Source organism: Streptomyces sp. cf386, from assembly GCF_900103585.1.
Taxonomy (GTDB): Bacteria; Actinomycetota; Actinomycetes; order Streptomycetales; family Streptomycetaceae; genus Streptomyces.
Genome location: NZ_FNHV01000005.1, coordinates 358,152 through 384,319, shown reverse-complemented (window position 1 = coordinate 384,319; position 26,168 = coordinate 358,152). Strand labels below are relative to the sequence as shown.

General features: G+C 71.6%; 26 protein-coding genes. 10 read left to right on the top strand and 16 right to left on the bottom strand.

Annotated elements, in window-relative coordinates; genetic code table 11:
* Positions 1-8: 8 nt before the first annotated feature.
* Positions 9-485, top strand: a complete 477-nt coding sequence (locus BLU79_RS15695; protein ID WP_093906358.1) for a (2Fe-2S)-binding protein — start codon at positions 9-11, stop codon at positions 483-485.
* A 36-nt stretch (positions 486-521) separates the two neighbouring features.
* On the opposite strand, the gene BLU79_RS15690 is transcribed toward BLU79_RS15695, so the two are convergent.
* Entirely contained in the window at positions 522-1,475 is a 954-nt protein-coding gene (locus BLU79_RS15690; protein ID WP_093906357.1) for an esterase/lipase family protein, read from the bottom strand.
* Between the two features lie 200 nt (positions 1,476-1,675).
* Between BLU79_RS15690 and BLU79_RS15685 the strand changes: the two genes are divergently transcribed.
* Positions 1,676-2,887 (top strand): PucR-like N-terminal domain-containing protein, encoded by a 1,212-nt coding sequence (locus BLU79_RS15685; RefSeq protein WP_093906356.1) that lies wholly within the window; start codon positions 1,676-1,678, stop codon positions 2,885-2,887.
* A gap of 112 nt (positions 2,888-2,999) precedes the next feature.
* Complete coding sequence (locus BLU79_RS15680) at positions 3,000-3,695, top strand: type 1 glutamine amidotransferase domain-containing protein (RefSeq protein ID WP_093906355.1); 696 nt, start codon at positions 3,000-3,002, stop codon at positions 3,693-3,695.
* Between the two features lie 129 nt (positions 3,696-3,824).
* On the opposite strand, the gene BLU79_RS15675 is transcribed toward BLU79_RS15680, so the two are convergent.
* Positions 3,825-4,121: a hypothetical protein gene (locus BLU79_RS15675; protein WP_093906354.1), complete on the bottom strand. Its 297-nt coding sequence runs from the start codon at positions 4,119-4,121 to the stop codon at positions 3,825-3,827.
* 177 nt (positions 4,122-4,298) lie between these two features.
* Between BLU79_RS15675 and BLU79_RS15670 the strand changes: the two genes are divergently transcribed.
* Together BLU79_RS15670 and BLU79_RS15665 are read left to right on the top strand one after the other, a co-directional pair.
* Positions 4,299-5,801 carry a purine-cytosine permease family protein gene (locus BLU79_RS15670; protein ID WP_093906353.1) on the top strand — a complete coding sequence of 501 codons (1,503 nt, stop codon included), beginning with the start codon at positions 4,299-4,301 and terminating at the stop codon, positions 5,799-5,801.
* A complete protein-coding gene (locus BLU79_RS15665; RefSeq protein ID WP_093906352.1) occupies positions 5,798-6,337 on the top strand; it encodes a cysteine hydrolase family protein in 540 nt (179 codons plus the stop codon). Before BLU79_RS15670 ends, BLU79_RS15665 begins: the two co-directional genes overlap by 4 nt.
* 9 nt (positions 6,338-6,346) lie before the next feature.
* On the opposite strand, the gene BLU79_RS15660 is transcribed toward BLU79_RS15665, so the two are convergent.
* Positions 6,347-7,261, bottom strand: coding sequence for a peptidoglycan-binding domain-containing protein (locus BLU79_RS15660; protein WP_093906351.1), 915 nt, complete (start codon positions 7,259-7,261; stop codon positions 6,347-6,349).
* A gap of 120 nt (positions 7,262-7,381) precedes the next feature.
* Positions 7,382-8,701, bottom strand: coding sequence for a phosphoribosyltransferase family protein (locus BLU79_RS15655; RefSeq protein ID WP_093906350.1), 1,320 nt, complete (start codon positions 8,699-8,701; stop codon positions 7,382-7,384).
* 224 nt (positions 8,702-8,925) lie between these two features.
* On the opposite strand from BLU79_RS15655, the gene BLU79_RS15650 reads away from it, so the two are divergent.
* Both BLU79_RS15650 and BLU79_RS15645 read left to right on the top strand, forming a co-directional pair.
* Positions 8,926-10,167, top strand: a complete 1,242-nt coding sequence (locus BLU79_RS15650; protein ID WP_093906349.1) for an acyl-CoA dehydrogenase family protein — start codon at positions 8,926-8,928, stop codon at positions 10,165-10,167.
* A gap of 67 nt (positions 10,168-10,234) precedes the next feature.
* On the top strand, positions 10,235-10,636 hold the full coding sequence (locus BLU79_RS15645; RefSeq protein WP_093906348.1) for an SseB family protein: 402 nt from the start codon (positions 10,235-10,237) through the stop codon (positions 10,634-10,636).
* 21 nt (positions 10,637-10,657) lie between these two features.
* On the opposite strand, the gene BLU79_RS15640 is transcribed toward BLU79_RS15645, so the two are convergent.
* From BLU79_RS15640 to BLU79_RS15615, 6 genes are read right to left on the bottom strand one after another with little or no spacing between them, the layout of a single operon-like run.
* A complete protein-coding gene (locus BLU79_RS15640) occupies positions 10,658-12,034 on the bottom strand; it encodes an FAD-binding oxidoreductase (protein WP_093906347.1) in 1,377 nt (458 codons plus the stop codon).
* The gene (locus tag BLU79_RS15635) at positions 12,031-13,197 is read right to left on the bottom strand and encodes an acyl-CoA dehydrogenase family protein (RefSeq protein WP_093906346.1); all 1,167 of its coding nucleotides are present in this window, start codon (positions 13,195-13,197) and stop codon (positions 12,031-12,033) included. Before BLU79_RS15635 ends, BLU79_RS15640 begins: the two co-directional genes overlap by 4 nt.
* Positions 13,194-14,201 (bottom strand): ABC transporter substrate-binding protein, encoded by a 1,008-nt coding sequence (locus BLU79_RS15630; RefSeq protein WP_093906345.1) that lies wholly within the window; start codon positions 14,199-14,201, stop codon positions 13,194-13,196. Before BLU79_RS15630 ends, BLU79_RS15635 begins: the two co-directional genes overlap by 4 nt.
* 10 nt (positions 14,202-14,211) lie before the next feature.
* Positions 14,212-15,030, bottom strand: a complete 819-nt coding sequence (locus BLU79_RS49070; RefSeq protein WP_256333320.1) for an LLM class flavin-dependent oxidoreductase — start codon at positions 15,028-15,030, stop codon at positions 14,212-14,214.
* Positions 15,027-15,866: a sulfurtransferase gene (locus tag BLU79_RS15620; protein WP_093906344.1), complete on the bottom strand. Its 840-nt coding sequence runs from the start codon at positions 15,864-15,866 to the stop codon at positions 15,027-15,029. The genes BLU79_RS49070 and BLU79_RS15620 overlap by 4 nt, the downstream gene beginning before the upstream one ends.
* Positions 15,863-16,558, bottom strand: a complete 696-nt coding sequence (locus BLU79_RS15615; protein ID WP_093906343.1) for an alpha/beta hydrolase — start codon at positions 16,556-16,558, stop codon at positions 15,863-15,865. Before BLU79_RS15615 ends, BLU79_RS15620 begins: the two co-directional genes overlap by 4 nt.
* 336 nt (positions 16,559-16,894) lie before the next feature.
* Between BLU79_RS15615 and BLU79_RS15610 the strand changes: the two genes are divergently transcribed.
* Positions 16,895-17,749 carry a LysR family transcriptional regulator gene (locus tag BLU79_RS15610; RefSeq protein WP_093906342.1) on the top strand — a complete coding sequence of 285 codons (855 nt, stop codon included), beginning with the start codon at positions 16,895-16,897 and terminating at the stop codon, positions 17,747-17,749.
* Between the two features lie 133 nt (positions 17,750-17,882).
* Entirely contained in the window at positions 17,883-18,734 is an 852-nt protein-coding gene (locus BLU79_RS15605) for a pyrroloquinoline quinone biosynthesis protein PqqB (protein ID WP_093906341.1), read from the top strand.
* A gap of 21 nt (positions 18,735-18,755) precedes the next feature.
* On the opposite strand, the gene BLU79_RS15600 is transcribed toward BLU79_RS15605, so the two are convergent.
* From BLU79_RS15600 to BLU79_RS15575, 6 genes are all read right to left on the bottom strand, one after another.
* Positions 18,756-19,145: a MarR family winged helix-turn-helix transcriptional regulator gene (locus BLU79_RS15600; RefSeq protein ID WP_093906340.1), complete on the bottom strand. Its 390-nt coding sequence runs from the start codon at positions 19,143-19,145 to the stop codon at positions 18,756-18,758.
* Positions 19,146-19,244: 99 nt separating this feature from the next.
* Positions 19,245-19,595, bottom strand: a complete 351-nt coding sequence (locus tag BLU79_RS15595; protein ID WP_093906339.1) for a VOC family protein — start codon at positions 19,593-19,595, stop codon at positions 19,245-19,247.
* A gap of 185 nt (positions 19,596-19,780) precedes the next feature.
* Entirely contained in the window at positions 19,781-20,812 is a 1,032-nt protein-coding gene (locus tag BLU79_RS15590) for a LacI family DNA-binding transcriptional regulator (RefSeq protein ID WP_093906338.1), read from the bottom strand.
* Positions 20,809-21,717: a carbohydrate ABC transporter permease gene (locus BLU79_RS15585; protein WP_093906337.1), complete on the bottom strand. Its 909-nt coding sequence runs from the start codon at positions 21,715-21,717 to the stop codon at positions 20,809-20,811. Before BLU79_RS15585 ends, BLU79_RS15590 begins: the two co-directional genes overlap by 4 nt.
* Positions 21,714-22,637, bottom strand: a complete 924-nt coding sequence (locus tag BLU79_RS15580; protein WP_093906336.1) for a carbohydrate ABC transporter permease — start codon at positions 22,635-22,637, stop codon at positions 21,714-21,716. Before BLU79_RS15580 ends, BLU79_RS15585 begins: the two co-directional genes overlap by 4 nt.
* Positions 22,634-23,950 (bottom strand): ABC transporter substrate-binding protein, encoded by a 1,317-nt coding sequence (locus tag BLU79_RS15575; protein ID WP_093906335.1) that lies wholly within the window; start codon positions 23,948-23,950, stop codon positions 22,634-22,636. Before BLU79_RS15575 ends, BLU79_RS15580 begins: the two co-directional genes overlap by 4 nt.
* Positions 23,951-24,133: 183 nt before the next feature.
* Here BLU79_RS15575 and BLU79_RS15570 point away from each other — a divergent pair, with 183 nt between their 5' ends.
* A complete protein-coding gene (locus BLU79_RS15570; RefSeq protein ID WP_093906334.1) occupies positions 24,134-26,155 on the top strand; it encodes a beta-galactosidase in 2,022 nt (673 codons plus the stop codon).
* The last annotated feature ends 13 nt before the right edge of the window (positions 26,156-26,168 follow it).

The window sequence follows — 26,168 nt, the reverse complement described above, 5'->3', positions numbered from 1 at the left end:
GAGCCACCGTGCCCGAACACACTTTCATCCTCAACGGCGAGTCCGTGACCGTGGACATCGAGGACGACGTACGGCTGCTGTGGGTGCTGCGGGACGTCCTGGGCGTCACCGGACCGAAGTACGGCTGTGGGCTCGGTGTGTGCCAGGCCTGTACGAGCCACATCAACGGCAAGGCGTTCAACCCCTGTTCGGTCCCGGTCAAGGACCTGCGCCCCACCGACGAGGTCACCACCATCGAGGGCCTGCCCGCCACGGTCGGCAGGGAACTCCACCCGATGCAGGAGGCCTGGCTGGAGTACGACGTCGCCCAGTGCGGGTACTGCCAGCCCGGCCAGATCATGACCGCCGTGGCCAAGGTCCGCCAGGCCCGCGAGGAGGGCCGCGAGATCGGCGAGGCCGACCTGGACGAGATCCGCAACGTCTGCCGCTGCGGGACGTACCACCGCATCCGCGAGGCGATCGTGGCGGGCGCGGAGAAGTACTGAACGCGCCCCGTGGCTGGAGCCACGGGGCGCGCGGTGTCAGCAGGTGGGGCGCTGTGCGTGAGCCGGATCCAGGGCGTTGAGCACGAGCCGCGTGGCGACGTCGTTGTAGCTGATGCCGGCGTGTTCGGTGACCTCGGCCGGGCAGAGGTCCTGGAGCTTGACGTTGGTGACGTTCGGGGCGGCGTCGAGATAGGCCGAGGTGTACGGGGTGACGACCTCGTCGTACCGCGTGGCGATCACCGTGTAGGTGATGTCCGGGTGGGTCTCGCCGCCCGCGTTCAGGTCGGCGAGGAACTTCGAGCCGATGAGCTGCTGGCTGCACGCCTTGCAGGCCGTTCCGAGGAGTGCGGTGCCGCCCGGGATCGTGGCGGCGAGCAGGCCGAGGCCCGAGAACGTGGTGCCGTGGTTGGGCGGGCTGAGCGAGGCGAGCTTGTCGACCTCGGCCGCGCCGCCGAGACGCTCGATGTAGTAGCGCGCCACCACGCCGGCCTGCGAGTGCCCCACCAGGTCGACCTTCGCGGCGCCGGTCGCGGCCCGGACGCGGTGGACGAAGTCCGCCAGCTGCCCGGCCGAGTCCTTCATGTCGCCCGTGCCCAGCACGGCGCCGGAACCGCCGCCGTAGTTGAGGGCGAAGACGCAGTACCCGGCCTCCTTCAGCTTCGGGGCCAGTCCCGCCCAATTGTCGTAGCGGTTCTCCATGGTGCCGTGCACGAGCACGACGGGACGCGGATGTGCGGTGCCGGGGCGGCAGGTGAAGTCGTTGGCGCCGGTCGGTACTGCCGCGGGGCGGGCGAGGGAGTAGGCGAGGGCCGACGGGAAGTCGTCCTGGGGCGGGCCGACGGGATCCTGTGCCGCCACCGGGGCGGCGTCGTCCGTGTCCGGTGTCGCCTGGGATCGGTCGACGCCGACCATGCCGATACAGACGGCTGCGGTGAGCCCGGCCAAGGATGATGTCAGCAGGCGACGGCGGCGGAGTCTGCGGGTGCGCATGAGGGTGTCTCCTCTGCCTGGTCGTGGGGTGCGGCAGTGGATCCGTGCGGCCTTGTCACAAGGGAGAGACACGGAAGCTACTGACGCGTAACGTCGGGTCAACACTCGCGTCGCCGGAGGGAGCCGTACCAGCGGAACCGTGGCGGAGCAGGCAAAGGTGTCATGGGCGTGACACCTTTCCGAAAGGGGGAGTCACCGCGATGGCGTCACAGGCCGACACGTTCACGCGTCAGCCCTGGCACGAGCTGCCCCCGGTGCTGGCCGAGCTGATCCGCTCCCGGACCGAGAGCATCGTCACCGACATGATCAAGGCGATCCGTGACGAGGTGTCCCCCTACCGCCGCCCGCTCGACTCCGCCGTCGGCCGCGACCTGACGGAGGCGGTCCGCCGGGCCGTACGGCAGTTCGCGGAGCTGATCGAGCACCCCGACAGCGCGCAGGACCATCACATCCGGCACTTCCGGCACCTGGGCCGCATCGAGTTCCTCAACGGCCGTACGACGGACGGCCTCCATGCAGCCTTCCGGGTCGGAGCGCGCGTCGGCAGCAGGCGGTACGCCGAGTTCGTGCAGGAGGCCGCGCTGCCGCCCGAGACGGTCCTGACGCTGCACGAAGCCGTGCTGATCCACATCAACGCCCTGTCCAACGAGGCGGTGAAAGGCTTCCTCGCGGCGCAGCTGCGCTCGGAGGGCGAGGTGAAGCGAGCCCGCCGGACCCTGGTGGAGCAGCTGTTGGAGCAGGCGAGAGGGCAGGAGCGCGCCCCGCTGGGACCGTTGGCCGAACGTGCCCGCTGGGCGCTGCCGGATGCCGTCGCGTGTGTGGTGGTGCGGTCGGCCGGGCGCTTCTCCGTGCCCGGCGCGGACGGTGAACTGCTCTCCGTCAACCGGGGGAGCGACCTCGTCCTGATCGTGCCCGAGCCGGAGACGGGCGGGCTGATCGAACGGGTGCGGGGCGCCGCCCGGGGCCGTGTCGCCGCCGTGGGCCCGGCCGTACCCGTGCACGAGGCGTGGCTGTCCCTGCAGTGCGCCCGCCTCGCCCTCGACCGTCGTGACGAACTCCCGACGGAACCGGACGACGAGGCCTTCCTGCGCGTCGACGACGATCTCGCGGAACTGCACCTGGTCCGGGGCGCCCCCATCGGGCAGTTGCTCGGCCGCCGGGTGCTGGGCGTCTTCGCGGACCTGCCCGGGGGAAGGGCCGCCCGGCTCGCCGAGACCCTGGACGCGCTGCTGATGTCCTGGGGGCGTACGGCGCCCGAGGTGGCGCAGGCGCTGGGCATCCATCCGCAGACGGCGCGCAAGCGACTGCGCCAGCTGGAGGCGCTGTTCGGCGACCGGCTCGGGGACCCGCGGTTCCGGTTCGAGGCGCTCTTGGCGCTGCGTACGCACGCGCTGCGGCCGAACGGCGGCTGACCTGCGGGGAGTTGTCGGTCGCGGGCCATTCGGAGGTCGGCTGGAACAGGCCCGTTGGATCCCTGTGGCGGGACACGCCTACGGTGGAGACCCACCCCTCGAAAGGCACTCCATGTCGAAGATCCTTTTCGTGCTGACCGGAAGCGACCACTGGACGCTCGCCGACGGCACCAAGCACCCCACCGGCTTCTGGGCCGAGGAGGCCGTCGCCCCGTACGAGGCCTTCAAGGCCGCCGGTCACGAGGTCGTCGTGGCCACGCCGGGCGGGGTCGTGCCGCCCGTCGACCAGGGCAGCCTCGCGGCCGAGTTCAACGGTGGTCAGGAGAACGCCGACCGGACCGCCGCCGCACTCGCCGCGATTTCCGAGCTGCGGTTGCCGCTCCGGCTGACGGACGTGGACCTCGACGACTACGCCGCCGTGTTCTACCCCGGCGGTCACGGCCCGATGGAGGACCTCGCCGCCGACCCCGACTCCGGCAGGCTGCTGACGCTCGCCCTGGAGTCCGGCAAGCCGCTCGGCGTCGTCTGCCACGCCTCGGCCGCGCTGCTCGCCGCCACCAGGGCCGACGGCACCAACGCCTTCGCGGGCTCCCGGGTGGCCGCGTTCACCAACGCCGAGGAGACCCAGGCCGGATTCGCCGACAAGGCCGCGTGGCTGCTGCAGGACCGGCTCACCGAGGCCGGCGTGCAGGTCCAGGTGGGCGAGCCATGGGTCCCGAACGTGGTGATCGAGCGCAACCTGGTCACCGGCCAGAACCCCGCCTCCGCCGCCCCGCTCGCCGTCGAACTGCTGAAGAAGCTCGGCTGAACCACGGCCGCCGACCGGGTCGACGGTTCCGGGAGACTGCCACGGCCGAGGACGCCTCGTACGCGACGCGCATACGAGGCGTCCTCGGCCGCCGAGTTCGGACGGTCCCGCCGATCGGCCTAGACCCTCCTACTGCTGGAACGAGCTGTCGGCGTCACCGAAGCCCTGCGCCTGTCCCATGTCCCGGGTCGCTTCACTGCCGGAGGCGCCGCCCGCCTGGTCCCCGAACGAGGGCCCTGCCCAGGCCTCGTCCCCGAAGGCGGCGCCGCTCTGGCCCTTGTCGAACGACGGCCCCTGCCAGCTCTCGTTCCCGAAGGCGGCACCGGTGGTGGTCTGGTCGTCGACATCCGCGTGGGCGGCGGTGGCGCCGCCGAGGACGACGAGAGTTCCGAGAGCGGCGGCGGCAAGTGCGGTGCGAATACGCATGCGTACTCCTGTGGATTGGGTGCTGTTGCCACATGAACATCACCCTCGGACGGCAACCGGTACACCAAGTCCCACTCGGACGAGTGACTGATGCATGGCAACCAGCTCGACCGGCCCCGACGGCTTCGATGCGATCGAGGAGTTCCCCGACGGGGCGAGCGGTGCGACGATGCCGCAATGATCACATCCCCGGACCCACTCGACGGCAGGCCCCCGCGCCTAGGACTCCAGGTGGAGACCCACGGCCTCGACGTGATCGCCGACGCCGAACGCAAAGGCACTCCACGGACCCTGTTCTGGCCCTGGTTCGGGGCCAACGTGTCGATCCTGGGCCTCAGTTACGGTGCCTTCGCGCTCGGCTTCGGGATCTCCTTCTGGCAGGCGCTGGCCGCCGGAGTGGTCGGCATCGTCTTCTCGTTCCTGCTGTGCGGTTTTGTCGCCGTGGCCGGAAAGCGTGGCTCCGCGCCGACGATGGTGCTCGGCCGCGCCGCGTACGGCGTGCGCGGCAACCGTCTGCCGTCGGTGATCTCCTGGGTCCTCACCGTCGGCTGGGAGACCGTGCTCTGCGCCCTGGCCACCATGGCCACGGCGACCGTCTTCGGACGCCTCGGTTGGGGCGGCGGCACCGAGACCAAGGTGGTCGCCCTCGTCGTCGTGGCCGCGCTGACCGTCGTCGTCGGCGTCATGGGCTTCGACCTGATCATGCGGTTCCAGACCGTGATCACCGTGGTCACGGGCGTGCTCACCGTCGTCTACGTCGTTCTCGTCGCCGACCACGTCCGCTGGTCGGCCGTCAGCGCCGTGCCGGCGGGATCCGCCCAGGAGTTCATCGGCGCGCTCGTCTTCATGATGACCGGCTTCGGCCTCGGCTGGGTCAACGCGGCCGCCGACTACTCCCGCTATCTGCCGCGCACCGCGTCGAGCCGGGGCGTGATCGGCTGGACCACCTTCGGCGCGTCGCTGGCACCCCTGCTCCTGCTGGTCTTCGGACTTCTGCTGGCCGGCTCCTCCAGCGGGCTGGGCGCGGCCGTCGCCGCCGACCCGATCGGCGCGCTGACCACGATCCTGCCCACCTGGTTCCTGGTCCCGTTCGCCGTCGTCGCCGTCCTCGGCCTGGTCGGCGGCGCGGTCCTCGACATCTACTCGTCCGGCCTGGCCCTGCTCTCGGCGGGCCTGCGCGTGCCGCGCTATGTGGCGGCCCTGTTCGACGGCCTGCTGATGATCGCGGGCTCGATCTACATCGTGTTCGTCGCCGACGACTTCCTCGGCCCCTTCATGGGCTTCCTCACCACGCTCGGCGTCCCCATCGCCGCCTGGTGCGGCATCATGCTCGCCGACCTGGCCCTGCGCCGCCGCGACTACGACGAGCCCGACCTCTACCGCCCGACCGGCCGCTACGGCGACGTACCGCTCACCCCGCTGCTCCTGACCCTCACGGCCACCGCCCTCGGCTGGGGCCTGGTCACCAACTCGACGGCGAACTGGCTGGACTGGCAGGGCTATCTGCTAGGCCCCCTCGGCCTCGGCGGCAGGTCCGGAGCCTGGGCGTACGCCAACCTCGGCGTCCTCGCGGCCCTCGCCCTCGGCTTCCTCGGCACACTGGCCCTGCGCCGCGGACGCATCCGCGTACAGGAGGCACAGGCACCGAGCCCGACGGTGGACGAAGGGGCGACAGCATGACCGCCGGGTTGCTCGCCGTCATCGACATGCAGCGCGTCTTCGCCGACCCCGACAGCCCCTGGGCCGCCCCTCGATTCGCCGAAGCGGCGGCGGGCGTACGACGTCTGCTGCCGGCCTTCGGGGACCGGGTGACGTTCACCCGTTTCGTGGCCCCCGACAAACCGGAGGGCGCCTGGCGGGCGTACTACGAGCAGTGGCCCTTCGCCCTGCAACCTCCGGACGCCCGACTCTGGCAGCTGACGGACGAGTTCGCTCCCCCCGAAAGGCACGTGCTGGACGCCACCACCTTCGGCAAATGGACCCCGGAACTGGCCCGACGCGCCACCTCGGAGGGCCGTCTGGTCCTGGCCGGCGTCAGCACCGACTGCTGTGTCCTGTCGACGGCCCTGGCGGCTGCGGACGCGGGCGTCGAGGTGCTGGTCGTCGCCGATGCCTGCGCGGGTGCGGACGACGACTCGCACGTCAAGGCGTTGCAGGTGCTGGACCTGTACCGGCCGTTGATCCGGGTGACGACGGTCGCCGAGCTGCTGACGTAGACGGCCTGGTCACGGCTGAGACGTCTCGGACTCCAGCGATGTCCGGGTCGCCGTGCCGTAGACGCCCGACTCGTCCGCGAGGACGACGCGGGCGAGCTGGTAGGTGCGTACCGCGCTCTCGACCTCGCGGTCGTAGTCACCGTCGGCGGCACCGCCGTAGAAGCCGATCTGGCGCAGCCGGAGCTGGAGTTCGACCACCTCCGGTCCCTGGTCGCCGAAGCGGAGGACCGGGGGACGCCCTTCCGCATCGGTCGGTTCGGGGGCCGTGACGCTCGGGGTGGTTCCCGGGCCGGAGGGGGCCGTTGTCGGGGTGGCGGAGGCGTCGGTCGGTGTGGGGGAGCTGTCGGCCGGGGTCGCGCCGGGTGAGGGCGTCGAACTCCGGGACGGTGATGCGGACGACGTGCCGGAGGACTGCCCCTCGGGGGAGGTGCCGTCCGCGGACGAACCGTCCGGGACGGGTGCCCGTATGTCGTCGGACGCGGCGCCCTCCCGTGACGGGCTGTCATAGGAGAACAACCCGCCCAGGAAGGCGCCCGTCAACAGGACGACGAGGGTGGCGCCCGCTGCGGTGATCAGCAGGGTGCGACGCCTGCTCCGGGGACCTTCCAGGGCATCCGCGTCGCGCAGGGGCGCCCGGTCGGAAGGCTCCTCCGTGGGGTCCCCGGACGTCGGCCGGGCGTCGTCCGACGTCGTCAACTCCCTTGGTTCCCACGCGACATCGTCCGGGTCGGCATCGGCGTCGCCACCGAGGTCCACGAACGGCCGGATCCGCACCGGGTCGAAGTCCTCCGCGGCCGCCGCCTCCGCCGTGCGCGACTCGCGACGGGTGTCGGACGCGAGTCGGCCGCAGGAGCAGTCCGGGGTGCCGTCCGATGCCCGGGGCGTGCCGCACTCGGGGCAGACAGGGCCGTTCGGCTCACTCACGCGGGATCCCTCTCCGTGCGGATGTTCGGAATTTAAACAGATGGCCTGCACGCAATCTCCACGACCCCGGGATCTGGCGGAGCCAGGCCCTCCGGACGGTCGGGAACCAGCCGCCCGGGCCTACGCGGAACGGCGTGGCGCCCCCGTGCCGGGCCGGTCGAGGTGGGCGGTGAACCAGTCGCGGGCCAGTTCGGCGACGATGGTCAGGGTGCCGGGCTCCTCGAAGAGGTGGGTGGCGCCCGGGACGACCGCGATCCGGTGCTCGCAGTGCATCCGGTCGGCAGCCAGACGGTTGAGGCTGAGCACCTGGGCGTCGCGGCTGCCGACGATGAGCAGGGTCGGTGCCCGCAGGCGGGTCAGCGCCGCCGGGGTCGCCAGGTCGGGACGGCCGCCGCGGGAGACGACCGAGCGGACGTCGGAACCGGACAGCGCGGCGGCCTCCAGTGCGGCGGCGGCTCCGGTACTGGCCCCGAAGTAGGCGACGGGCAGCCCGGTTTCACCGCGCAGCCACACCGACGCGGCGTGCAGGCGCCGGGCCAGCAGCAGGATGTCGAACACGTTGTGCCGGTCCTGCGCCTCGCCGTCGGTGAGGAGGTCGAGCAGCAGCGTGGCCAGCCCCGCGCGGTTGAGGGCGGTGGCGACATACTGATTGCGCGGGCTGTGCCGACTGCTGCCACTGCCGTGCGCGAACGCCACGGCCGCCGGCGCCCCGTCGGGCACGACCAGGCGGGCACCGACCCGCGCGCCCGCGGCCGGGACCAGCACCTCGCGGTCCGACGGCGAGGTGGCCGCGGGCGCGGTGGGGGAGCGGGCGGCAGCCGCGAGCAGGGATGTGACCTCGGCGTCCGTGACCTGGGTGAAGTCCCGGTACCAGGCGCCCACCGAGCCGAGGACCTGAAGCGTGTGCGGGCAGACGACGTCGTCCGCCACCCGCTCCAGCCGGGCGACGCTGTGCCTCGCCCCGACGGGCACCGCGAGCACGATCCGGGCCGCGCCCTGACCTCGTACGACCCGGCAGGCGGCCTCGGCCGTGGCCCCGGTGGCGAGTCCGTCGTCCACGACGACGGCCGTGCGCCCGGCTACCGGCAGCGCGGTCCGCTCCCGCCGGTAACTGCGCACACGCCGTTCCAGCTCGCCCCGCTCGGCCTCCTCCACGGCCTCGCGCTCGCCGGCCCGCAGCCCGGCCGCGTCGATCACGTCCTCGTTGAGGACACGGACCCCGTGCTCACCGATCGCCCCGAAGCCCCACTCCGGCTGCTCGGGCACGCCCAGCTTGCGCACCACCAGCACGTCCAGCGGGGCGCCGAGACCACGCGCCACCTCGGCCGCCACGGGCACGCCGCCGCGCGGCAGCCCCAGCACCACGACATCCCGACCCCGCAGCTCCTGAAGCCTCTCGGCCAGCAGCCGCCCGGCCTCCCTGCGGTCGTCGTAACGCATACACCGCCTCCCGCGCCCACCAGGGCGGGAGCCTGTCCCGTCCTTTTCAGGCTACGACCGTTCGCCCGCGTCCGGCGCCGTGAGAGCCCTGGACACCGGGCCGCCCCGCCGCCCGCCACTTGGCGATATCCCGTCGGTACCCCGAGGCGGTTGCCGTGTTCAATCACTCGTATCGCGTCACGCAACACGGCACGAACGGACGGCCCCATACGTCAGGAGGCATCGTGATCGCCGCTCCCGAGCCCGGTCTGACCGAACGCGACATCGTCGAACGCGCCGTGCACCTACGGCCCGTGCTGCTCGAACGCCAGCCGGAGACCGAACGGCTGACGCACTACCCCAAGGACACCCACGACGACTTCCTGCGGGCCGGCTTCTACCGGATGCTCCAGCCGCGCCGGTACGGCGGCTACGAGTTCGGCCTGCCCACCTTCTACCGGGTGGTCACCGAAATCGCCCGCGGCTGCCCCTCCACCGGCTGGGCCCTGTCGCTCACCGCCGCCCACGTCCTCCAGGTCGCCACGCTCTTCGAGGAGCGGGCGCAGGACGAGATCTTCGGCACCGACGGCGACTTCCGGGCAGCGTCCACGGTCACGCCCATCGGCGTCGCACAGCCCGACGGCGACGGCCATGTCGTCCTCGACGGCACCTGGCCGTACTCCTCCGGAGCCCCGTACTCCACCCACTACGTCGGTCAGACCCTGCGCGCCCCCGACCGCCCCGGAGGCCCGCCGGGCCCGCCGGTGCTGTTCGTCGCCCCGCGCTCGGTGTGGACGGTGCTCGACGACTGGCACGGCGTCCTCGGCCTGCGCGGCACCGGCTCCAACAGCGTCCTCATGGAGCACGCCCGCATCCCCGCGTACCTCACCCGCGAGGCCAGCCTGTTGGACCTCCCCGTCGAGGGCGGCAGCGTCGGCTCCGAGCTGCACGGCAACCCGATGTACGCCGGCCGGGCGCCGAGCTTCTTCCACGGCGAACTGGCCGCCATCATGATCGGCACCGCCCACGCGGCCGCCGACGAGTACGCCCGGGCCGTCGCCGAGCGCCCGCTCATCCTCGAACCCGACCGCACCCGCGCCGAACTCCACGACTACCAGCGTCACCTCGGCGAGGCCCTCGGTGTGATCCACACGGCCGAGGCGGCACTGCAGCGCACCGCCGAGGAGTGGATGGAGACCTGCCACCGCAACGCCACCGGTGCCGCCCCCTTCACGATCGCCGAGGACAACCGTCTCGCGCTCATGTTCCTGAACGCGGGCCGTATGACCTGGGACGTCCTCCAAGGCACCCTCTTCCGCACGGCAGGCTCCCGGCACGCGCGCGACGGGGAGCGGATGCAGCGCTACTTCCGGGACGCGGCCACGTACTGGACCCATGTGGGCCCCGCCATGGCCGAGCCCCTCGCCCGCCGGGTCGGCTGTGACCGCCTGGGGCTGCCGTCGGAGCACATTCCGTTGATTCCCTGAGGAATGCTCCGGTCCGGATCGGGTACGCGAGCAGGGCCGCAAGACCGCCGCTACCAGGGGATCCGCCATGCACACACCCGCGAACCACTACGACGCCACACCCGCCCGCCGGGCGCTGGACGCGCTGGCCGAGAACACGGAGGACAGGGCGGCGATGGACGTACTCGCGAGCAGCGAGGTCCTCGTCCCCGTGCCCGACGACGCCGGCGCGGAGGTCGCCGACGACCCCGAGACCGTGGCGCTGCCCGTCATGGAACAGCAGGGCGGCGACCCGACCGTCCCGGTGTTCACCTCCGAGCCCGCGATGGCCGCACTGCTGCCCTTCATCTCCCGCTACCGCCTGGTACCGCTGGGCGCACTCGCCTCGCAGTGGCCGTCCGAGGACCTGGCGCTCACCATAGACGCGGGCTCGCCGCACCCCCTGACGCTGACCTCGGAGGGCGTACGGACCCTGCTCGCGCGGCCGTAGCGCCGCAGGACGCATCCGCCCTCACAGCGCCTTGCCGGGGTTGAGGATCCCCCGCGGATCGAACGCCTCCTTCACCCGCCGCTGCACGGCATGGGCAGCGGGCCCCAGCTCGTCGGCCACCCACTGCCGCTTCAGCAGGCCCACCCCGTGCTCCCCGGTGAGCGTGCCGCCGAGCCGCAGGGCCAGCGCGAAGATCTCGCCCGCCGCCTCCCAGGCGGCGTCGGGGAGCCGGTCGAGGGCGGGGTCCACGATGATGATCGGGTGCAGGTTCCCGTCCGCCGCGTGGGCGAGGGTGTAGACGGGCACGTCATGGCGTACGGAGATGGCGCGGATCTCCCGCACCGCCTCCGCGAGGCGGGACCGTGGAACGGCGATGTCCTCGATCAGCGGGCGCCCCAGCCGCTCCAGCGCCGGCAGGGCGAGCCGGCGGGCGGCGAGCAGGGCGTCCGCCTCGGCGGGATCTTCGGTGGTCTCGACGGTCGAGGCGAACGGGGTCAGCAACCGCGCGACCACCGCGGCCTCGGCCGCCGCGCCCGCACCGTCGCACTGCACGAGCAGCAGCGCGGCTCCCCGCCCCCGCAGCGCCGGGTCGATGGCGCCCAGCACCGGTCCGTCCACCAGCTCCGCCAGCGCGGGCACGACACCGGCCCGGCCGATCGCGTACGAGGCCTCGGCGGCGGCCTCGAACGTGGGGAAGTACGCGGCGATCGTGGCCGTCGCCACCGGCACCGGACGCAGCCGCAGGGTCGCCGAGGTGATCACCGCGAGGGTGCCCTCCGAGCCGGTGAGCAGGGCGGTGAGGTCGTAGCCGGTGACGCCCTTGACGGTACGGCGACCGGTCCCGAGCACCGTCCCGTCCGCGAGCACCGCCTCCAGACCCAGCACGCTGTCCCGGGTCACCCCGTACTTCGCGCACCGCAGCCCGCCCGCGTTGGTCGCGATGTTCCCGCCGATCGTGGACAGGGCGGCGCTCGCCGGGTCGGGCGCGTACCGCAGCCCCTGCTCGCCCGCCGCCCGGTCCAGCTCGGCCGTGATCACACCGGGTTCGACGACGGCGAGCTGATCGTCCGCCGACAGCTCCAGGATCCGGTCCATGCCGGACAGGTCCAGGACGAGGGACCCCTCCGACGCCGTCGCCCCGCCGGACAGACCGGTCCCCGCACCGCGCGGCACCACCGGCACGGCCAGGGCGTGCGCGTGCCGCAGCGTGACCGTCACGTCCTCCGTGCGTCGCGCGTGCACGACGGCCAGCGGTTCGCCGCCCGGTCGGGTGCCGGAGCGGTCGGTGGCGTACGGCGACAGGGCGGCCGGGTCGGTGGTGAGCCGGTCGGGCGGCAGGTCCCGGGCCAGCAGGCCCAGGAAGCGCGCGGACACGGTCGTCTCGGGTGCTGCCGTCATGAGGTGAGTGCCTTCGTTCCGAGTGCCTCTGCAGCGAGTGCCTTTGTTCCGATCGCGACCAGGGAGACGTCCTCCTGGGGCGCATGCACCGGCGCGCACTGGATGTCGCGGAAGTGGCGCTCCAGCGGATTGCCGCGAGCCAGCCCCGGATTGCCGAGCAGCCGTACGGCCAGCTCGACGGCCCGCAATCCGTGCCGGTCGGCCAGTACGCGCGCGCCGAGGGCCTGTTCGGGGGTGTACGAGGGGTCGTCGGCGTCGAGCTTCACGGCCCCGCCGAACACCAGCTGCTCGGCCGTGGCGAGGAGTACCTCGATCTCCCCGGCCGTGCGCCGGAAGCGTTCGGTACGGGCGACCGGATGGCCCAGGTTGGCGGGCACGCGCGTGTTGGCGAAGGTGTGGAAGTACGCCTGTGCGGCGCGGGCGACGCCCAAGTAGAGGGCGGCGAGAGGGACATGGAGGGCCGCGCCCGCCCGGTTGTCCTGCTCGGCGGCGGGACCGTACGGACCGATCCCGATGACGTGCTCGTACGGGACCTCCACCTCATGGAACGTCACGTCATGGCTGCCGCTGGCCCGCAGCCCCAACTGGTCCCAGCGGCCCGTGATCTCGATGCCGGGCGAGCCGCCGGGCACCAGGAAGGTGCCCACACGCGGCTCGGGCTCGTCGGTGTGCGCCCACACCAGGAACCAGTCCAGCCCCTCGGCGCCCGTCACGAACCGCTTGGTGCCGCTGACCGCCCAGCCGTCGGCCGTACGCCGAGCCCGCGTCGCGGGCAGCCCGCCCCGCGCGGGGGAACCCAACTCGGGCTCCACGCGCGCGTGGTTGATCAGCACCGGGAGCTCGAACGACTCCTTCACCACGCGCGCGTACAGCTCCTGCGGCCAGTGCGGCTGAGCGGCCTGCCGGGCGTGCGTGTTCAGCGTCATCGCCGTGATCAGCGCGACGGACGGGTCGAGCCGTCCCAGGGAGTGCAGGATCCGGGCGCTCTCTTCGACGCCGCCGCCCCGGCCGCCGTACCGCTCGCCGATCGTCGCGGTGAGCAGGCCCGCCTCGTGCGCGATCCGCAGGGACTCGGCGGGGAAGGCGGCCGAGCGGTCGTACTCGACCGCCAGTTCGGCGATGCGCGCGGTCGGCTCGGGCCTCTCGGTCGTCTCGTTCGTCACAGGGCCTTCTTCAGGTCGGCGTTCAGGTCGGTGGTCCAGAAGGACTTCACGTCCAAGTGCTGCTTCAGGGCGCCGAGTTCGGTGAAGGCGTCGGCGACCTTCTGCTGCGAGGCGATGGCGTCGTCGCCGACCGTCCGGGCCTGGGTCGGGCGCTGGTTCTGAGCGTCGAGCAGATCCTTCCGGGCCTGGGCGAGGGGCTGGTGGGTGGCGTCGGCGGTGATCTTCGCGAAGCCGTCGAGGTGGCCGTCGCGGACATAGGCGTACGCCTTGGTGATCCGCGCGATCAGATCGGCGACGGCCGCCCTCGGCGCAGGGCTCTTCAGCACGCTGTCCCGCGCCGACCAGAGGAAGTTGCCGGACAGGATGTCCTTGCCCGAGCCGACCGTGGTCGCGCCCTGCTGATGGGCCGTGATGATCGACGTGCCGTAGGAGGCGAAGGCGTCGATGCCGCCGCCGTTGAGCGCGGCGATACCGTCGTTCGGCAGGAGCGGCTTGGCGTCGATGTCGGACCACTTCAGGCCCGCCTGCTTCAGCAGCCGGTAGAGGAAGTAGTGGGCGGTGGTGTTCTGGACGTAGCCGACCTTCTTGCCCTTCAGCCCGGCGATGTCGGTCACCTCCGACCCCTTGGGGACGACGACCTCCTGGTTGAGGGTGGATCCGCGCTGCACGGCGACCACCTTGAAGTCGGGGTCCCCGTCGGCGGCGGCGAAGACCGGCGGGATCTCGCTGGAGGAGGCGAGGTCCAGCGCCCCGGCCCGGATGGCCTGGAGCTGCTGGTCGCCGCCCTGGAACTGGCTCCACTTCACCTGGTAGGGGGTGTCGTCGAGGCCGGCGTACTTCAGCACCGCCTCCTCGACCTTCCAGCCGGTGGCACCGACTCTCAGCGTGACCGCGGACACCGAGGACGGGGCCTCCGCCTGGGCCTCGGTTCCGCAGCCCGCCGCGAACGGCAGGAGCAGGGCGAGCGCGGCGGCGGACGTGCGCAGGGAACGGCGGAACAACACGGGATCTCCATCAGGCGGCGTGGGTGGTCGCGCGGTGGGCGAGTTCCTGCCGGACCAGCGGCAGGACGTGACGGGCGTAGTCGACGGCGTCGTTGAGGGGGTCGTAGCCGCGGATCGACAGCAGGTCGCAGCCGATGTCGACGTAGTCGAGCAGGGCCTTGGCCACCGTCTCGGGGGTGCCGACCAGCGCGGTCGAGGCCCCGGCGGCGTTGGTGGCGACGGCGGGCGCGGTCCACAGGCAGCGGTCGTGGACCTCGCCCCGGTCCGCGATGTCGAGCAGCCGCTGGGAGCCGACGTTGGCCGGGCGCCCGGTCGTGCGGTAGTGGCGCAGCAGCTCGGTGTTGCGTGCCTGGTCCTTGAGCACGCCCAGCGTGCGGTGTGCCTTCTCCCAGGCCAGCTCCTCGGTGGGCGCGATGATCGGGCGGAACGACACCCAGATACGGGGCCGGGGGCGCCCGGCGGCGTCCGCGACCGCGTTGACGGCGGCGATCTGCTCCGCCGTCTCCTTGAGCGGCTCGCCCCACAGCCCGAAGATGTCGCGGCGGCCCGACGCGGCGATGGCGCCGGGGAGTTCACCGGTCCGGGTCAGTTCCACGGCCTGCTTCACGACGTCCACGGGGGAGGCCAGCACGGACTCCGGGAGGACACCGGTGGCCGAGGTCAGGAACCACAGGAGGACGAGACCGATCGGTCCGGCGGCCCGGCGCACGGAACGGGGAACCGTGAAGCGACGGCCGGTCTTGACGCTGCCTCGGATGGTGACGCGGGTGGACGGTGCGGGCTTCTCCGGTGCGGTCTGCCGGGGCCGTACCAGCGGTTTGGTCGTCATGGACGGCTTCCCTTCGCGGCCGGGCGATCGGGGTCGGCCGACCAGGCGGACCAGGAGCCGGGGAAGAGGACGGCCTCGAAGCCGGCGATCTCCAGCGCGGCGATCTGATGGGCCGCGGTCACACCCGAGCCGCAGTACACGCCGACACGCCCGGCCGTACCGGCACCCAGGTCCTCGAACCGCTTGCGCAGCTCGTCGGCCGGCCGGAAGGTCCCGTCCGCGGCGAGGTTCTCCCCGGTCGGCGCGGAGACCGCGCCCGGGATATGACCGGCACGCGGGTCGACCGGCTCCACCTCACCGCGATACCGCTCGGCGGCCCGCGCGTCCAACAGCAGCCCCGAGGCGGCGAGTTCGGCGGCACCGTCGGCATCAGTGGCCGACAGTGCGCCCGCGCGCAGGACGACATCGCCCGGCCCCGGATCAGCCGGCAGCCCCGACTCCAGGGGGAGTCCCGCCGCACGCCACGCACCGAGCGCCCCGTCGAGCAGCGTCACCCGCCCGAGCCCCGCGTACCGCAGGAGCCACCAGGCCCGCGCTGCCGCCGTGTTGCCCAAGTCGTCGTATACGACGACGGGTTGCCCCTCCTGGATGCCCCATGCGCGGGCCGCCCGCTGGAGATCCGTGACCGAGGGCAGCGGATGCCGACCGCCCCGCGGGCTCGGAGCGGACGCCAACTCGGTTACCAGGTCGACGTATACGGCACCGGGGATATGGCCCTCGGCGTAGTGCGCGCGGCCGTGCGGGTCGCCCAGTGCCCAGCGGACGTCGAGCAGGACCGGGGGAGTGTCGGTGGCGAGTTGCTCGTGGAGTTCGGCGACGGTGGTCGTGACGGTCATGCCCGCTCCTCGGCGATCGGGGGCAGCTCGGGGGACAGACGCAGCCGCTCCAGGAAGAGCACCACGGTGGCGGCGGCGGTGCGGTGCAGGGCGTCGTTGAGGACGTCGTGCCGGCCGCCGTCGAAGACGACCGTCCGCGCTCCCCGGTACGCCGCGAGTGCCTGATCGACCGGGCTCGCCGTGTCGTCCTTGCCGTGCAGAGCCAGGACGGGGACGCCCACTCGGTCGAGCCGGGGTGCGGGCAGGTCCGGGAGCGAGTCGAGCGCACCCCGCCGGAAGTCCACGTCGTTCGTCAGCCGCCCCTGGTGGGTGGGGCAGGCGGTGCGGGCCTCGACTTCCGCCTCCCAACTCCCGGCAGTCCAGGGGGAAACGGGCAGGCCGACCAGGATCAGAGCGTCGAGGTCCACCGTCCGCTCTTCGGCCAGCCGCGCGGCGTAGAGAGCGCCGGTGTCCGAGCCGACCAGCACCTTCGGGCCGGGCAGCGACTCGTCGGCCAGCAGTTTGGCCGCCTCGTCGAGCACCGACGGGTCGGCGGCCGGGTCGCCGAGGGCGCGGACGCGGTACGCGTCGAAGGCGAGCCGGCGGCCGAACCGCTCGTACACACCGCCGTGTTCGCCCCGCCCGGCCAGCACGATCAGCGTGCCGCGCGCGGCGAGACCTTCGGGTTCGTCCCAGGAGAACGATTCGGGCATGAGGGGGCAACTCCCGTTTCAGGGGATGGAGAGAGCAGGGAAAGAGAGCAGGGAAGGGCAGGCAGAAGGTGCTGTCACGTGTCAGCGCGTGTCGGAGCAGGGGCGACGTGATCAGCTGGGACGGCGGCAGAGCGCCGAGAGGAATGTCAGCGACAGAGCGCGCTGCACGCCACGCCGAAGTCGATGACTCGGCGCTGCGTCAGAAAGGCAGCGGAAGCGGTCGCGTGCAACATGCGCTCATCATGACCGCAGGCGGCGGACCACGTCCAACGACGATTCCGCATCGAAACCGATCAGCGATCGCGATCGATCGCCCGGGCGGGCTACTGTCACGGCATGCCCCAACCCGTCCTCGACATCGTGGCCCTGCGCAGCCTGACCGCGATAGCCGACTGCGGCGGCTTCCACCGCGCCGCCCAGGCGCTGTCCCTGAGCCAGTCCGCGGTCAGCCAGCATGTGCGCAAACTGGAGAAGACCCTGGGGCGGCCGGTCGTCGAACGCGAGGGCCGTGGCACCCGGTTCACCCCCGAAGGGCGCCGACTGCTGGAACAGGCACGCAGGATCCTCGCCGTGCACGACGAGGCCGTCCGCACCCTGCTCGACACCGAGGGCGACACGGTCACCGTCGGCTCCACCGAACACGCCGCCGACCAGTTCCTGCCCCGGCTCACCGCCGCGGTCCAGGAGGTACGCCCCGGCTGCCGGGTGCGGTTCCGGATCGACCGCTCGGCCCGGCTCGTCGAGGCCGTGGAACGCGGCAGCGTCGATGTCGCGGTGTACGTCACCGAGGCCGCCGCCACCGAGGGCACCCCCGTCGGCGGCCTCCCGCTCACCTGGCATGCCGTCCCCGGCTGGGCGCCCCCGGCCGCACCCGCTCCGGTGCCGCTGGTCGCGATCGAGGAACCGTGCGCGATCCGCCGCCGTGCCATCGCGACCCTCGCCCAACACGGAGTGCCCGCCACGGTCGTCGGCGACGCCGGCTATCTCGCGGGCGTCCTCGACATCGCCCGCACCGGCCAGGGTGTGGCCCTGCTCGCCTCGGTCGGCGCCGCGCCCGACGGGCTCACCCCGTGCGAGGGCCTGCCGGCCGTCACGCCGATCGCGATGAGCGCACTCGCCCGCCCCGGCGCGGACCCGGCGACGGCCGAGGCCGCCTTCGGCGCCGTACGGGAACTGCTGCGGCAGGGGTGACGCCCGTGACGGTGGTCAGCGGCCCCGCCCGGTGAAGGTCGGCCGGAACTGCTCCCCGCCGCAGGGTGGTTCGGCCGTATGGAGAGGGAAGATCCCACCGGGAGGGCCGACGTGTTGGGGATGGGGGGTCGTCTTGAGGGTCGTCCTGCTCGGCACCGCCGCCGGAAGCGGCTTCCCGCGATGGAACTGCGCCTGTGCGCGGTGCGCCGCCGCCCGTGACGGCAAGCTGCTCACCCGTACCCCGGAGTGCGCGGCCGTCACCGGCAACTCCCGGGACTGGTGGCTGCTGAACACCTCGCCGGACATCCGGGCCCAGCTCACCGCCGCCCCCGCCCTGTGGCCCGGCCCCCGGCACACTCCGGTGCGTGGTGTGCTGCTGACCGACGCCGAGGCCGATCACCTGGCGGGCCTGGCCGTGCTGCGTGAGGCCGCTGGGCTGAAGACGTACGCCGCTCCTCCGGTGCTCGCCGCCCTGGCCCCGGCGCGGACGGCCCTCGACCGCCACACCCCGTGGGATTGGGCCGACAATCTGACGGAGGGCGGGTTCGTGCTGGCCGGCGGCCTGGTCGTCACGGCGCACCCCGTGGTGGGGGAGCCCCCGGCGTATGTGCCGGGCCGGGCGAAGGACCGCCGGTGGGTGACGGCGTACCGGATCGAGGATCTGGCCACCGGGGGCGTCCTCGTGTACGCGCCCCGAGTCGGCACCTGGACGCCGATGCTGGAGGACATCGTGGCGGAGGCGGACTGCGTCGTGCTGGACGGCACCCACTTCGCGGCGGACGAGGCGGCTCGGCCCGGGCGGCATCTTCCCGTCTCGGGAACCGCCGGCAGCCTCACCGCCCTGACCCGCCATCCGCACGTCCGCCGTGTCTACACCCACCTCGCCGACACCAATCCCCTGCTCGACCCCGCCTCGGCGGCTCGCACGCAGGTGTCGGAGGCGGGCGTCGAGGTGCTCCCGGACGGGGCGGAGTTCGTGCTCTAGCCAGGTCTCCGACGGGTGGCGTCAGGCGCCCAGCATCCGGACCAGCGCGTCGCGCTGCAGTGGCAGAACCTCCGCATGCAGGTCGCGGCCCTTGCGGGTCAACGTGACGTACACACCGCGCCGGTCCTCAGCGCACATGGAACGCTCCACCAGGCCGTCCTTCTCCAGCCGGCCGATGAGCCGGGACAGGGCGCTCTGGCTGAGATGGACGCGTCCGACGAGGTTCTGCACCCGGCACTGGGTGCCCTCGTCGGACGAGGCGGTCGCCAGGATGTCGAGCACCTCGAAGTCGCTCGCGCCCAGTCCGTGCGGGTGCAGGACGCGATCGATCTCGCACATCGTGCGCGCGTGCACCGACAGGATGTCCCGCCACCGTTCCTCGAGCCCTGCGTCGGCCGTCTTCACTGCCATACCGGAACGGTAACACCGATCCGGCCAATCATTGAGCGTGCAACTAGTGCATGCGCAACAGAAGCGTGGACCGAGGGCCAGCGGATCGAGAGTCAGTCGTCACTCGGTCGGGTCCTGGAGGATCCCCACCAGATTGCCGTCCGCGTCCTTCACGGAGGCGATCAGCCTGCCGCCGCCGACGTCCTTCACGTCCTGCAGCGTCTCGGCACCGCTCTCCAGCAGGGCCGCGAGGGTCGCCCGGATGTCGGTCACGTGCCAGTAGGGGACCGGCCCTGTCATGCCCTTCGCGTGACCGTTGGGGTCCAGGCCGACGTCCTGCCCGGCGTGCTTGAAGCCGACGTAATACGGCTCGTCCGCATACGGCTGCGTGCCCAGCAGGGCGCTGAACAGGGACTTCGCCCGGTCGAGGTCCTTGACGGGGTAGATGATCGTGTTGAGTCCGGCGGTCATGGCGCACTCCTCGTGAAGCGTGGTCCGACGCGTCTCGTCGGTGGCTTCACGCTAGGACGGGGGAGCGGTCGGGCACTTCTTGATTCCTGACCGATGACGGGGCGAAGGCGCGCTGCCGATCGCCGGCCGAGGGCGCGCCGCCGGCCCCAACCCGTGCGGCCCGCCCCCGCTGCCCGCTCACGCCCTCATGTGGACTCCCGTCTCACCAGCTCCGTCGGCAGGATCACCGCCGCCGGATCCTCACCGCCGATCTGCGCCAGCAGCACCCGCACCATCTCCGCGCTGATCCGGTCCCAGGGCTGCCGGATCGTGGTGAGCTCGGGGCGGGCGGCGAGCGCGGCGGGGGAGTCGTCGAAGCCGCCGACCGCGACGTCCTGCGGCACCCGGCGCCCGGCCCGCTCCAGGGCCGTCAGAACGCCCTGCGCCATCAGGTCGGACGCGACGAACACCGCGTCCATGTCCGGTGCCCGCGCCAGCAACAGCTCGGCCCCCGCCTCACCGCTGGCCCGGCTGTAGTCGCCGGAGACGATGAGCCGGTCGTCGATCTCGACACCCGCCTCGGTGAGCACCTCCTTGTACCCGGCGAGCCGCTCCACACCGCCCGGGGTGTCCAGCGGACCGGTGACCACCCCGATACGGCGGCGGCCGACGGACAGCAGATGGCGCACCATGTCCCGGGCGCCGTCCCGGTCGTCCGCGGCCACATAACTGACCTTGGACCCGAGCCCGATCGGCTTGCCGCACGCCACCAGCGGCACACCCGCCTCACGCAGCTCCTCGGCCACAGGGTCACCGGAGTGGCTGGACACCAGCAGCACCCCGTCGACGTGCCCGGCCGTGATGTACCGCGTGATGCGCCGCCGTTCGTCCTTGGTGCCCGCCAGCATCAGCAGCAACGGGATGTCGTGCGCGGCCAGCGCCTGGGTGCAACCACGCAGCAGGACGTTGAAGTTGGGGTCCTCGAAGAATTTCTCCTGCGGCTCGGTCAGCAGAAAGCCGATGGAGTCCGAACGCCCCGTGATCAGCGAGCGCGCATGGCGGTTGACGACGTAACCCGTCTTGCGGATCGCCGCGTTGACCGCTTCCTGCGCGGCCGGGCTGACGTAGTGCCCGCCGTTGAGCACTCGCGAGACGGTACCCCGTGAGACTCCGGCCTCGCGCGCCACGTCGTGGATCGTCGGCGGTCTGCGTCGGCCCCCCGTGTTGCTCATGGTCATGACTTTACGGCTCCGGAGAGCAGATCGAGACTCCAGAACCGCTGGATGACCAGGAAGAGCGCCACCAGCGGAATCACCGCGAGGAACGCACCGGTGATCACCAGGGTGTACAGCGCGGGCGTGTTGGCGCCCTGTTCGAGGAGCGTCTGCAGACCGACCGTGATCGGGAACCGCTCGTCGTCGCTGAGCATGATGTACGGCAGCAGGAAGTTGTTCCAGATCGCCACGAACTGGAACAGGAAGACCGTCACCATGCCGGGCACCATCATCGGCAATGCGACCCGCGTGAAGATCCGCCACTCGCTCGCCCCGTCCATCCGGCCGGCCTCGACCACGTCGGCGGGGACGGCCGCGGCCGCGTAGATCCGCGCGAGGTAGACGCCGTACGGCGAGAGGATCTGCGGCAGCAGCACGGAGAGGTACGAGTCCGTGAGGTCGGCCTTGGCCAGCAGCAGGTACTGCGGGATGGCCAGGATCACCGGCGGCATCAGCACACCCGCCAGCAGGACGCTGAAGATCGCCTCGCGGCCGGGGAAGCGGTACATCGCCAGGGCGTAGCCGCTGAACGCCGACACGCACGTCGACAGCAGGGCGCCGAGAACGGCGTACAGGGCGGAGTTGCCCATCCACTGCCAGTACACGCCGTCGCGATAGGCGTTCAGATCCGAGAAGTTGTCGGCGAAGCCCGTGCCCGGCAGGAAGGTGAACGTGGAGAAAAGCTCACTGCCGGACTTCGTCGCCGCGATCACCACCCAGGCCACGGGCAGCAGGCAGTAGAGCGCGCCGAGCAGCAGCGTGACCGTCGGGAACAGCGCGATCCGGCGGCGCAGGGGCGGGCGGCTCTGGGCGGTGCCGGACGTGCTGCCGGCGGCCGTGTCGGCCTTGCCGACGGCAAGAGAACTCATCGGGCTGCCTCCTGCTTGTTACGACGGTTCGCGGCCCGCAGGAAGCCGAAGGAGAGCAGCAGCGTCGCCAGGGCGATGATCGTGGCCTGCGCCGCCGCCGCGTAGATGTCGCCCTTGCCGAAGGCGTCCTGGTACACCTTCATCAGCGGACTCCACGTCGTGGACACGGAGTTGGTGAGCGGCTTGAGGGTGGTCGGCTCGGTGAACACCTGGAGCGTGGCGATGATCGAGAAGAAGAAGGTCAGCACCAGCGACGGCGCCACCATCGGGATCTTGATCCGCAGCGCGACCTGGAGCGGAGTGGCACCGTCCAGCTTGGCCGCCTCGTATACCTCGGCCGGGATGGCCTGCAGCGAGGTGTAGATGACGATCATGTTGAAGCCGGTACCGCCCCAGACCGCGATGTTCGACAGGGCGAGGTACAGCGGACCGCCGTCGAGCAGGTCCGGCTGCGGCATGCCCAGCCTTTCGAGCACGTAGTAGAAGGGGCTGACGTCCGGCAGGTACAGGAAGCCCCACAACAGCGCGGCCACGACGCCTGGGATGGCGTACGGCAGGAAGATCGCGAGCCGGGTGAACGGCGCGAGGCGCACCTTGTCGGAGTCGAGCATCAGCGCGAACAGCAGGGCGAGGCCCAGCATCACCGGCACCACGATGCAGCCGTAGCCGAGCACGCGCAGCGCGCCGTCGACCAGTTCGCTGTCGGTGAGGGCGTCCGTGTAGTTCTCCAGACCGGCCCAGACCTCCTTGCGGGCGCCGGAACCGAGCCCGAGCCCGGAGACCTTCACCTTGTGGAAGCTGAGCCAGACCGCGTAGCCGATGGGCAGCGCGAAGAAGAGCAGGAAGAGGATCGTTGCGGGGAGGAGGAAGGCGTACGGGGCCCCCTTCACCCCGTACGCCCTCCGGCTGGTGCTGGTCACTCGGAGACCTCGAAGCCCTGCTTCTCGAGGTCGGCGACCGTGTCGTCCTGCATGCTCTTCAGGGCGGCGCCGAAGTCCGACTTTTCCTTGGCGGCCTTGCCGAAGGCGTCCTTGAAGGTCGTGTAGGCGACGTTCACGTTCGGGCCCCAGGCGGACGGCGCGGTGGTCTCGGCGATCTCTGCGGCCTTCGTGTAGAAGTCGGCCTGGTTGGAGAAGTAGTCCGGCGGGGTGGTGAACGCGCCGCTGAGCTGGGCCGACGTGGAGGCCGGGTAGATGCCGCTCTCCTTGGCCAGCGCGTTGAGGGCGTCACGGTCGGTGTTCAGCCAGGCGGCGAACTTCGCGGCGGCGGCCTTGTGCTTGGAGTCCGTGGTGACGGCGGTCGAGGAGCCGCCCCAGCTGCCGGTGACGTTCTCCGACTGCGACCACTGGGGGAGCGGGGCCATGGCCCACTTGCCCTTGGTGTCGGGCGCGGCCGTGGTCAGCGTGCCCGGCGCCCACACGGCGCTGACCCAGGCGATCTGCTTGCCGGTGTTGAGCGCCTTGTTCCAGGCCGGGGTGTACATCGGCTGGTTGTCGATGGCGCCCTCCTTGACGAGGTCGCCCCAGAACTTGGCGACCTTCTGGGAGGCGGCGTCATTGATGCCGACGTTCCACTTCTCGCCTGAGGTCGTCCACCACTTGGCGCCGGCCTGCTGGGCGAGGCCCGCGAAGAGGCCGGAGTCGTTGGCGGAGAAGGTGGTGAGGTCCGTGTCGGGGGACTTCTTCTTCAGCGCTCGCGCGGTCTCGGCGAACTGCTCCCAGGTGGTCGGGACCGTCAGGCCGTACTTCTTGAAGAGGTCCTCGCGGTAGTAGAACATCATCGGCCCGATGTCCTGCGGGACCGCGTAGACCGCGTCCGTGCCCAGCGTGGTCTGCTGCCACACACCGTCGGCGAACTTGCCCTTCGTGTCGCCGACCTCGCTCGCTATGTCCGCGACCGCGTCATTGCTGACCAGCGTCGGGAGTGCCTGGTACTCGGCCTGGACCAGGTCCGGGGCCTTGCCGGCCTTGTGCGCGGTGAGGATCTTGGTGACCAGCGTGTCGCCGGACGCCTGCTTCTTCACCGTGACCGTGATCTGGTCCTTCTTGCCCTGGCCCTTGTTCCACAGGTCGACGACCTTGTCCATGCCGGGCGTCCACGTCCAGTACGTCAGTGAGGCCGGCCCCGACGCGTCGTCGCTCGCGTCTTCGGAGCCGCAAGCGGCGAGGGCGGTGGCGCCGAGGGCCACGGCGATGGTGGATGCCACGAGGCGAACGCGCTTCGTGTTGGGCATGGATCTCTCCCCTGACCTGGGGTCTCCGCCTGATGCGAAGACCTGCCATGCTTCTGTGAGCGTTCACAGTAGAGAAACATCCCGGACACTTGTCAATGGTTGTTGCTGTGCGGTTATGTTGGGCTCGCACCGCTGATCGGGTGTGTGCACGTTCCCAAATGATCGATTAAACGGGAGAGATCCATGCCGGAGACCACCCCCAGGGGCCTCACCAGGCTCGCCTTCGGTGGGGACTACAACCCCGAGCAGTGGCCGGAAAGCGTCTGGCAGGAGGACGTCCGGCTCATGCGGGAGGCCGGCGTCACGATGGTGAGTGTCGGGATCTTCTCCTGGGCCCTGCTGGAGCCCTCACCCGGGGAATACGACTTCGGCTGGCTGGACCGCCTGTTCGCCCTGCTCCACGACAACGGCATCCGCGTCGACCTCGGCACGCCCACGGTGTGCCCGCCGGTGTGGTTCTACCGCGCCCACCCCGAGGCCCTGCCCGTGACGGCGGAGGGTGTGCGCCACGAGTTCGGCTCCCGCGCCGCGATCTGCCACAGCAACGCCGACTACCGGGCCGCCGCAGCGACCATCACCACCAAGCTCGCCGAACGCTACGGCGACCACCCGGCGCTGGCGATGTGGCACGTGCACAACGAGTACGGCGTCCCCGTCTCGGCCTGCTACTGCGACTCCTGCGCCGCACACTTCCGCCGCTGGCTGGAGTCGACGTACGAGACCGTCGACGCGGTCAACGAGGCCTGGGGCACCGCCTTCTGGGGCCAGCGCTACAGCGATCTCGGGCAGATCAACCCGCCGCGCCTGACGCCCACTTCCGTCAACCCGGCCCAGGCGCTGGACTACAAGCGGTTCGCCGACGCCACCATGCGCGAGAACTTCGTGATGGAGCGGGACATCCTGCACCGCCTCTCGCCGGGCGTCCCCGTCACGACGAACTTCATGACCGCCCTCAGCCAGTGCGACTCCGTCGACTACTGGGCCTGGGGCCGCGAGGTCGACATCGTCACCAACGACCACTACCTGATCACCGACGGCCGCCGCACCCACGTCAACCTCGCGATGGCCGCCGACCTCACCCGCTCGGTGGCGGGCGGCGCCCCGTGGATCCTCCTGGAGCACTCCACCTCGGGCGTCAACTGGCAGCCCCGCAACCCCGCCAAGGCCCCGGGCCAGATGGCCCGCAACTCCCTCGCCCATGTGGCGCGCGGCTCCGAGGGCGCCATGTTCTTCCAGTGGCGGCAGTCCCGGCGCGGCGCCGAGAAGTTCCACTCGGCGATGCTCCCGCACGGCGGCACGGACACGCGCGTGTGGCGCGAGGTGGTCGAACTCGGCGCCGCCCTCGACTCGTTGAGCAGTGTGCGCGGCACCCGCACGCAGGCCGACGTGGCGATGCTGTGGGACTGGCACTCCTGGTGGGCGCAGAACCTCGACTGGCGCCCCAGCGAGGACCATGACCCGCGTGAGCGCGCCGACGCCTTCTACGAAGTGCTCTACGACCGCCACCTCACGGTCGACTTCGCGCATCCGGAAGCCGACTTGTCGCCCTATCCTCTTGTCGTCGTACCCGCGCTGTACCTGATGACGGAGGCGGCCGGCCGCAATCTGCGCCGGTACGTCGAGAGCGGCGGCACGCTCGTCGTGTCGTACTTCTCCGGCATCGTCGACGAGCACGACGCCGTGCACGAGGGCTCCTACCCCGGACCGCTGCGGGACGTCCTCGGTCTGACGATCGAGGAGTTCTCGCCGCTGCTCCAGGACCAGCTGGTGCGGATCACCGGCCCCGACGGCTCCGAGCTCAGCGGCGACGTGTGGAGCGAGTTCGTCGTCCCGCGCGGCGCCGAGACCGTCTGGACGTACACCGACGGCCTGACCGCCGGCCATCCGGCCGTCACCCGGCACCGGCTCGGCGAGGGGACCGCCTGGTATGTCTCCACCCGTCTGGGCGCCGAGGGACTCGACGCGCTGCTGGGCTGGGCGATCGAGGACGCGCAGGTCGCCCCGCGTGTCGACCTGCCCCGCGACGTCGAGGTCGTCCGCCGCGCCGGCGAGTCGGGCAGCTATCTGTTCGCCGTCAACCACACCGCGTCGGACGCCAAGGTGCCGCTGGAGGCGCCCGGCACCGAACTGCTGACCGGTGAACGCGCCGCGGGCTGCCTCGAAGTGCCCGCGGGAGCCGTCCGGGTCGTACGACTCGACGGCTGAGCCGACTCCCCTC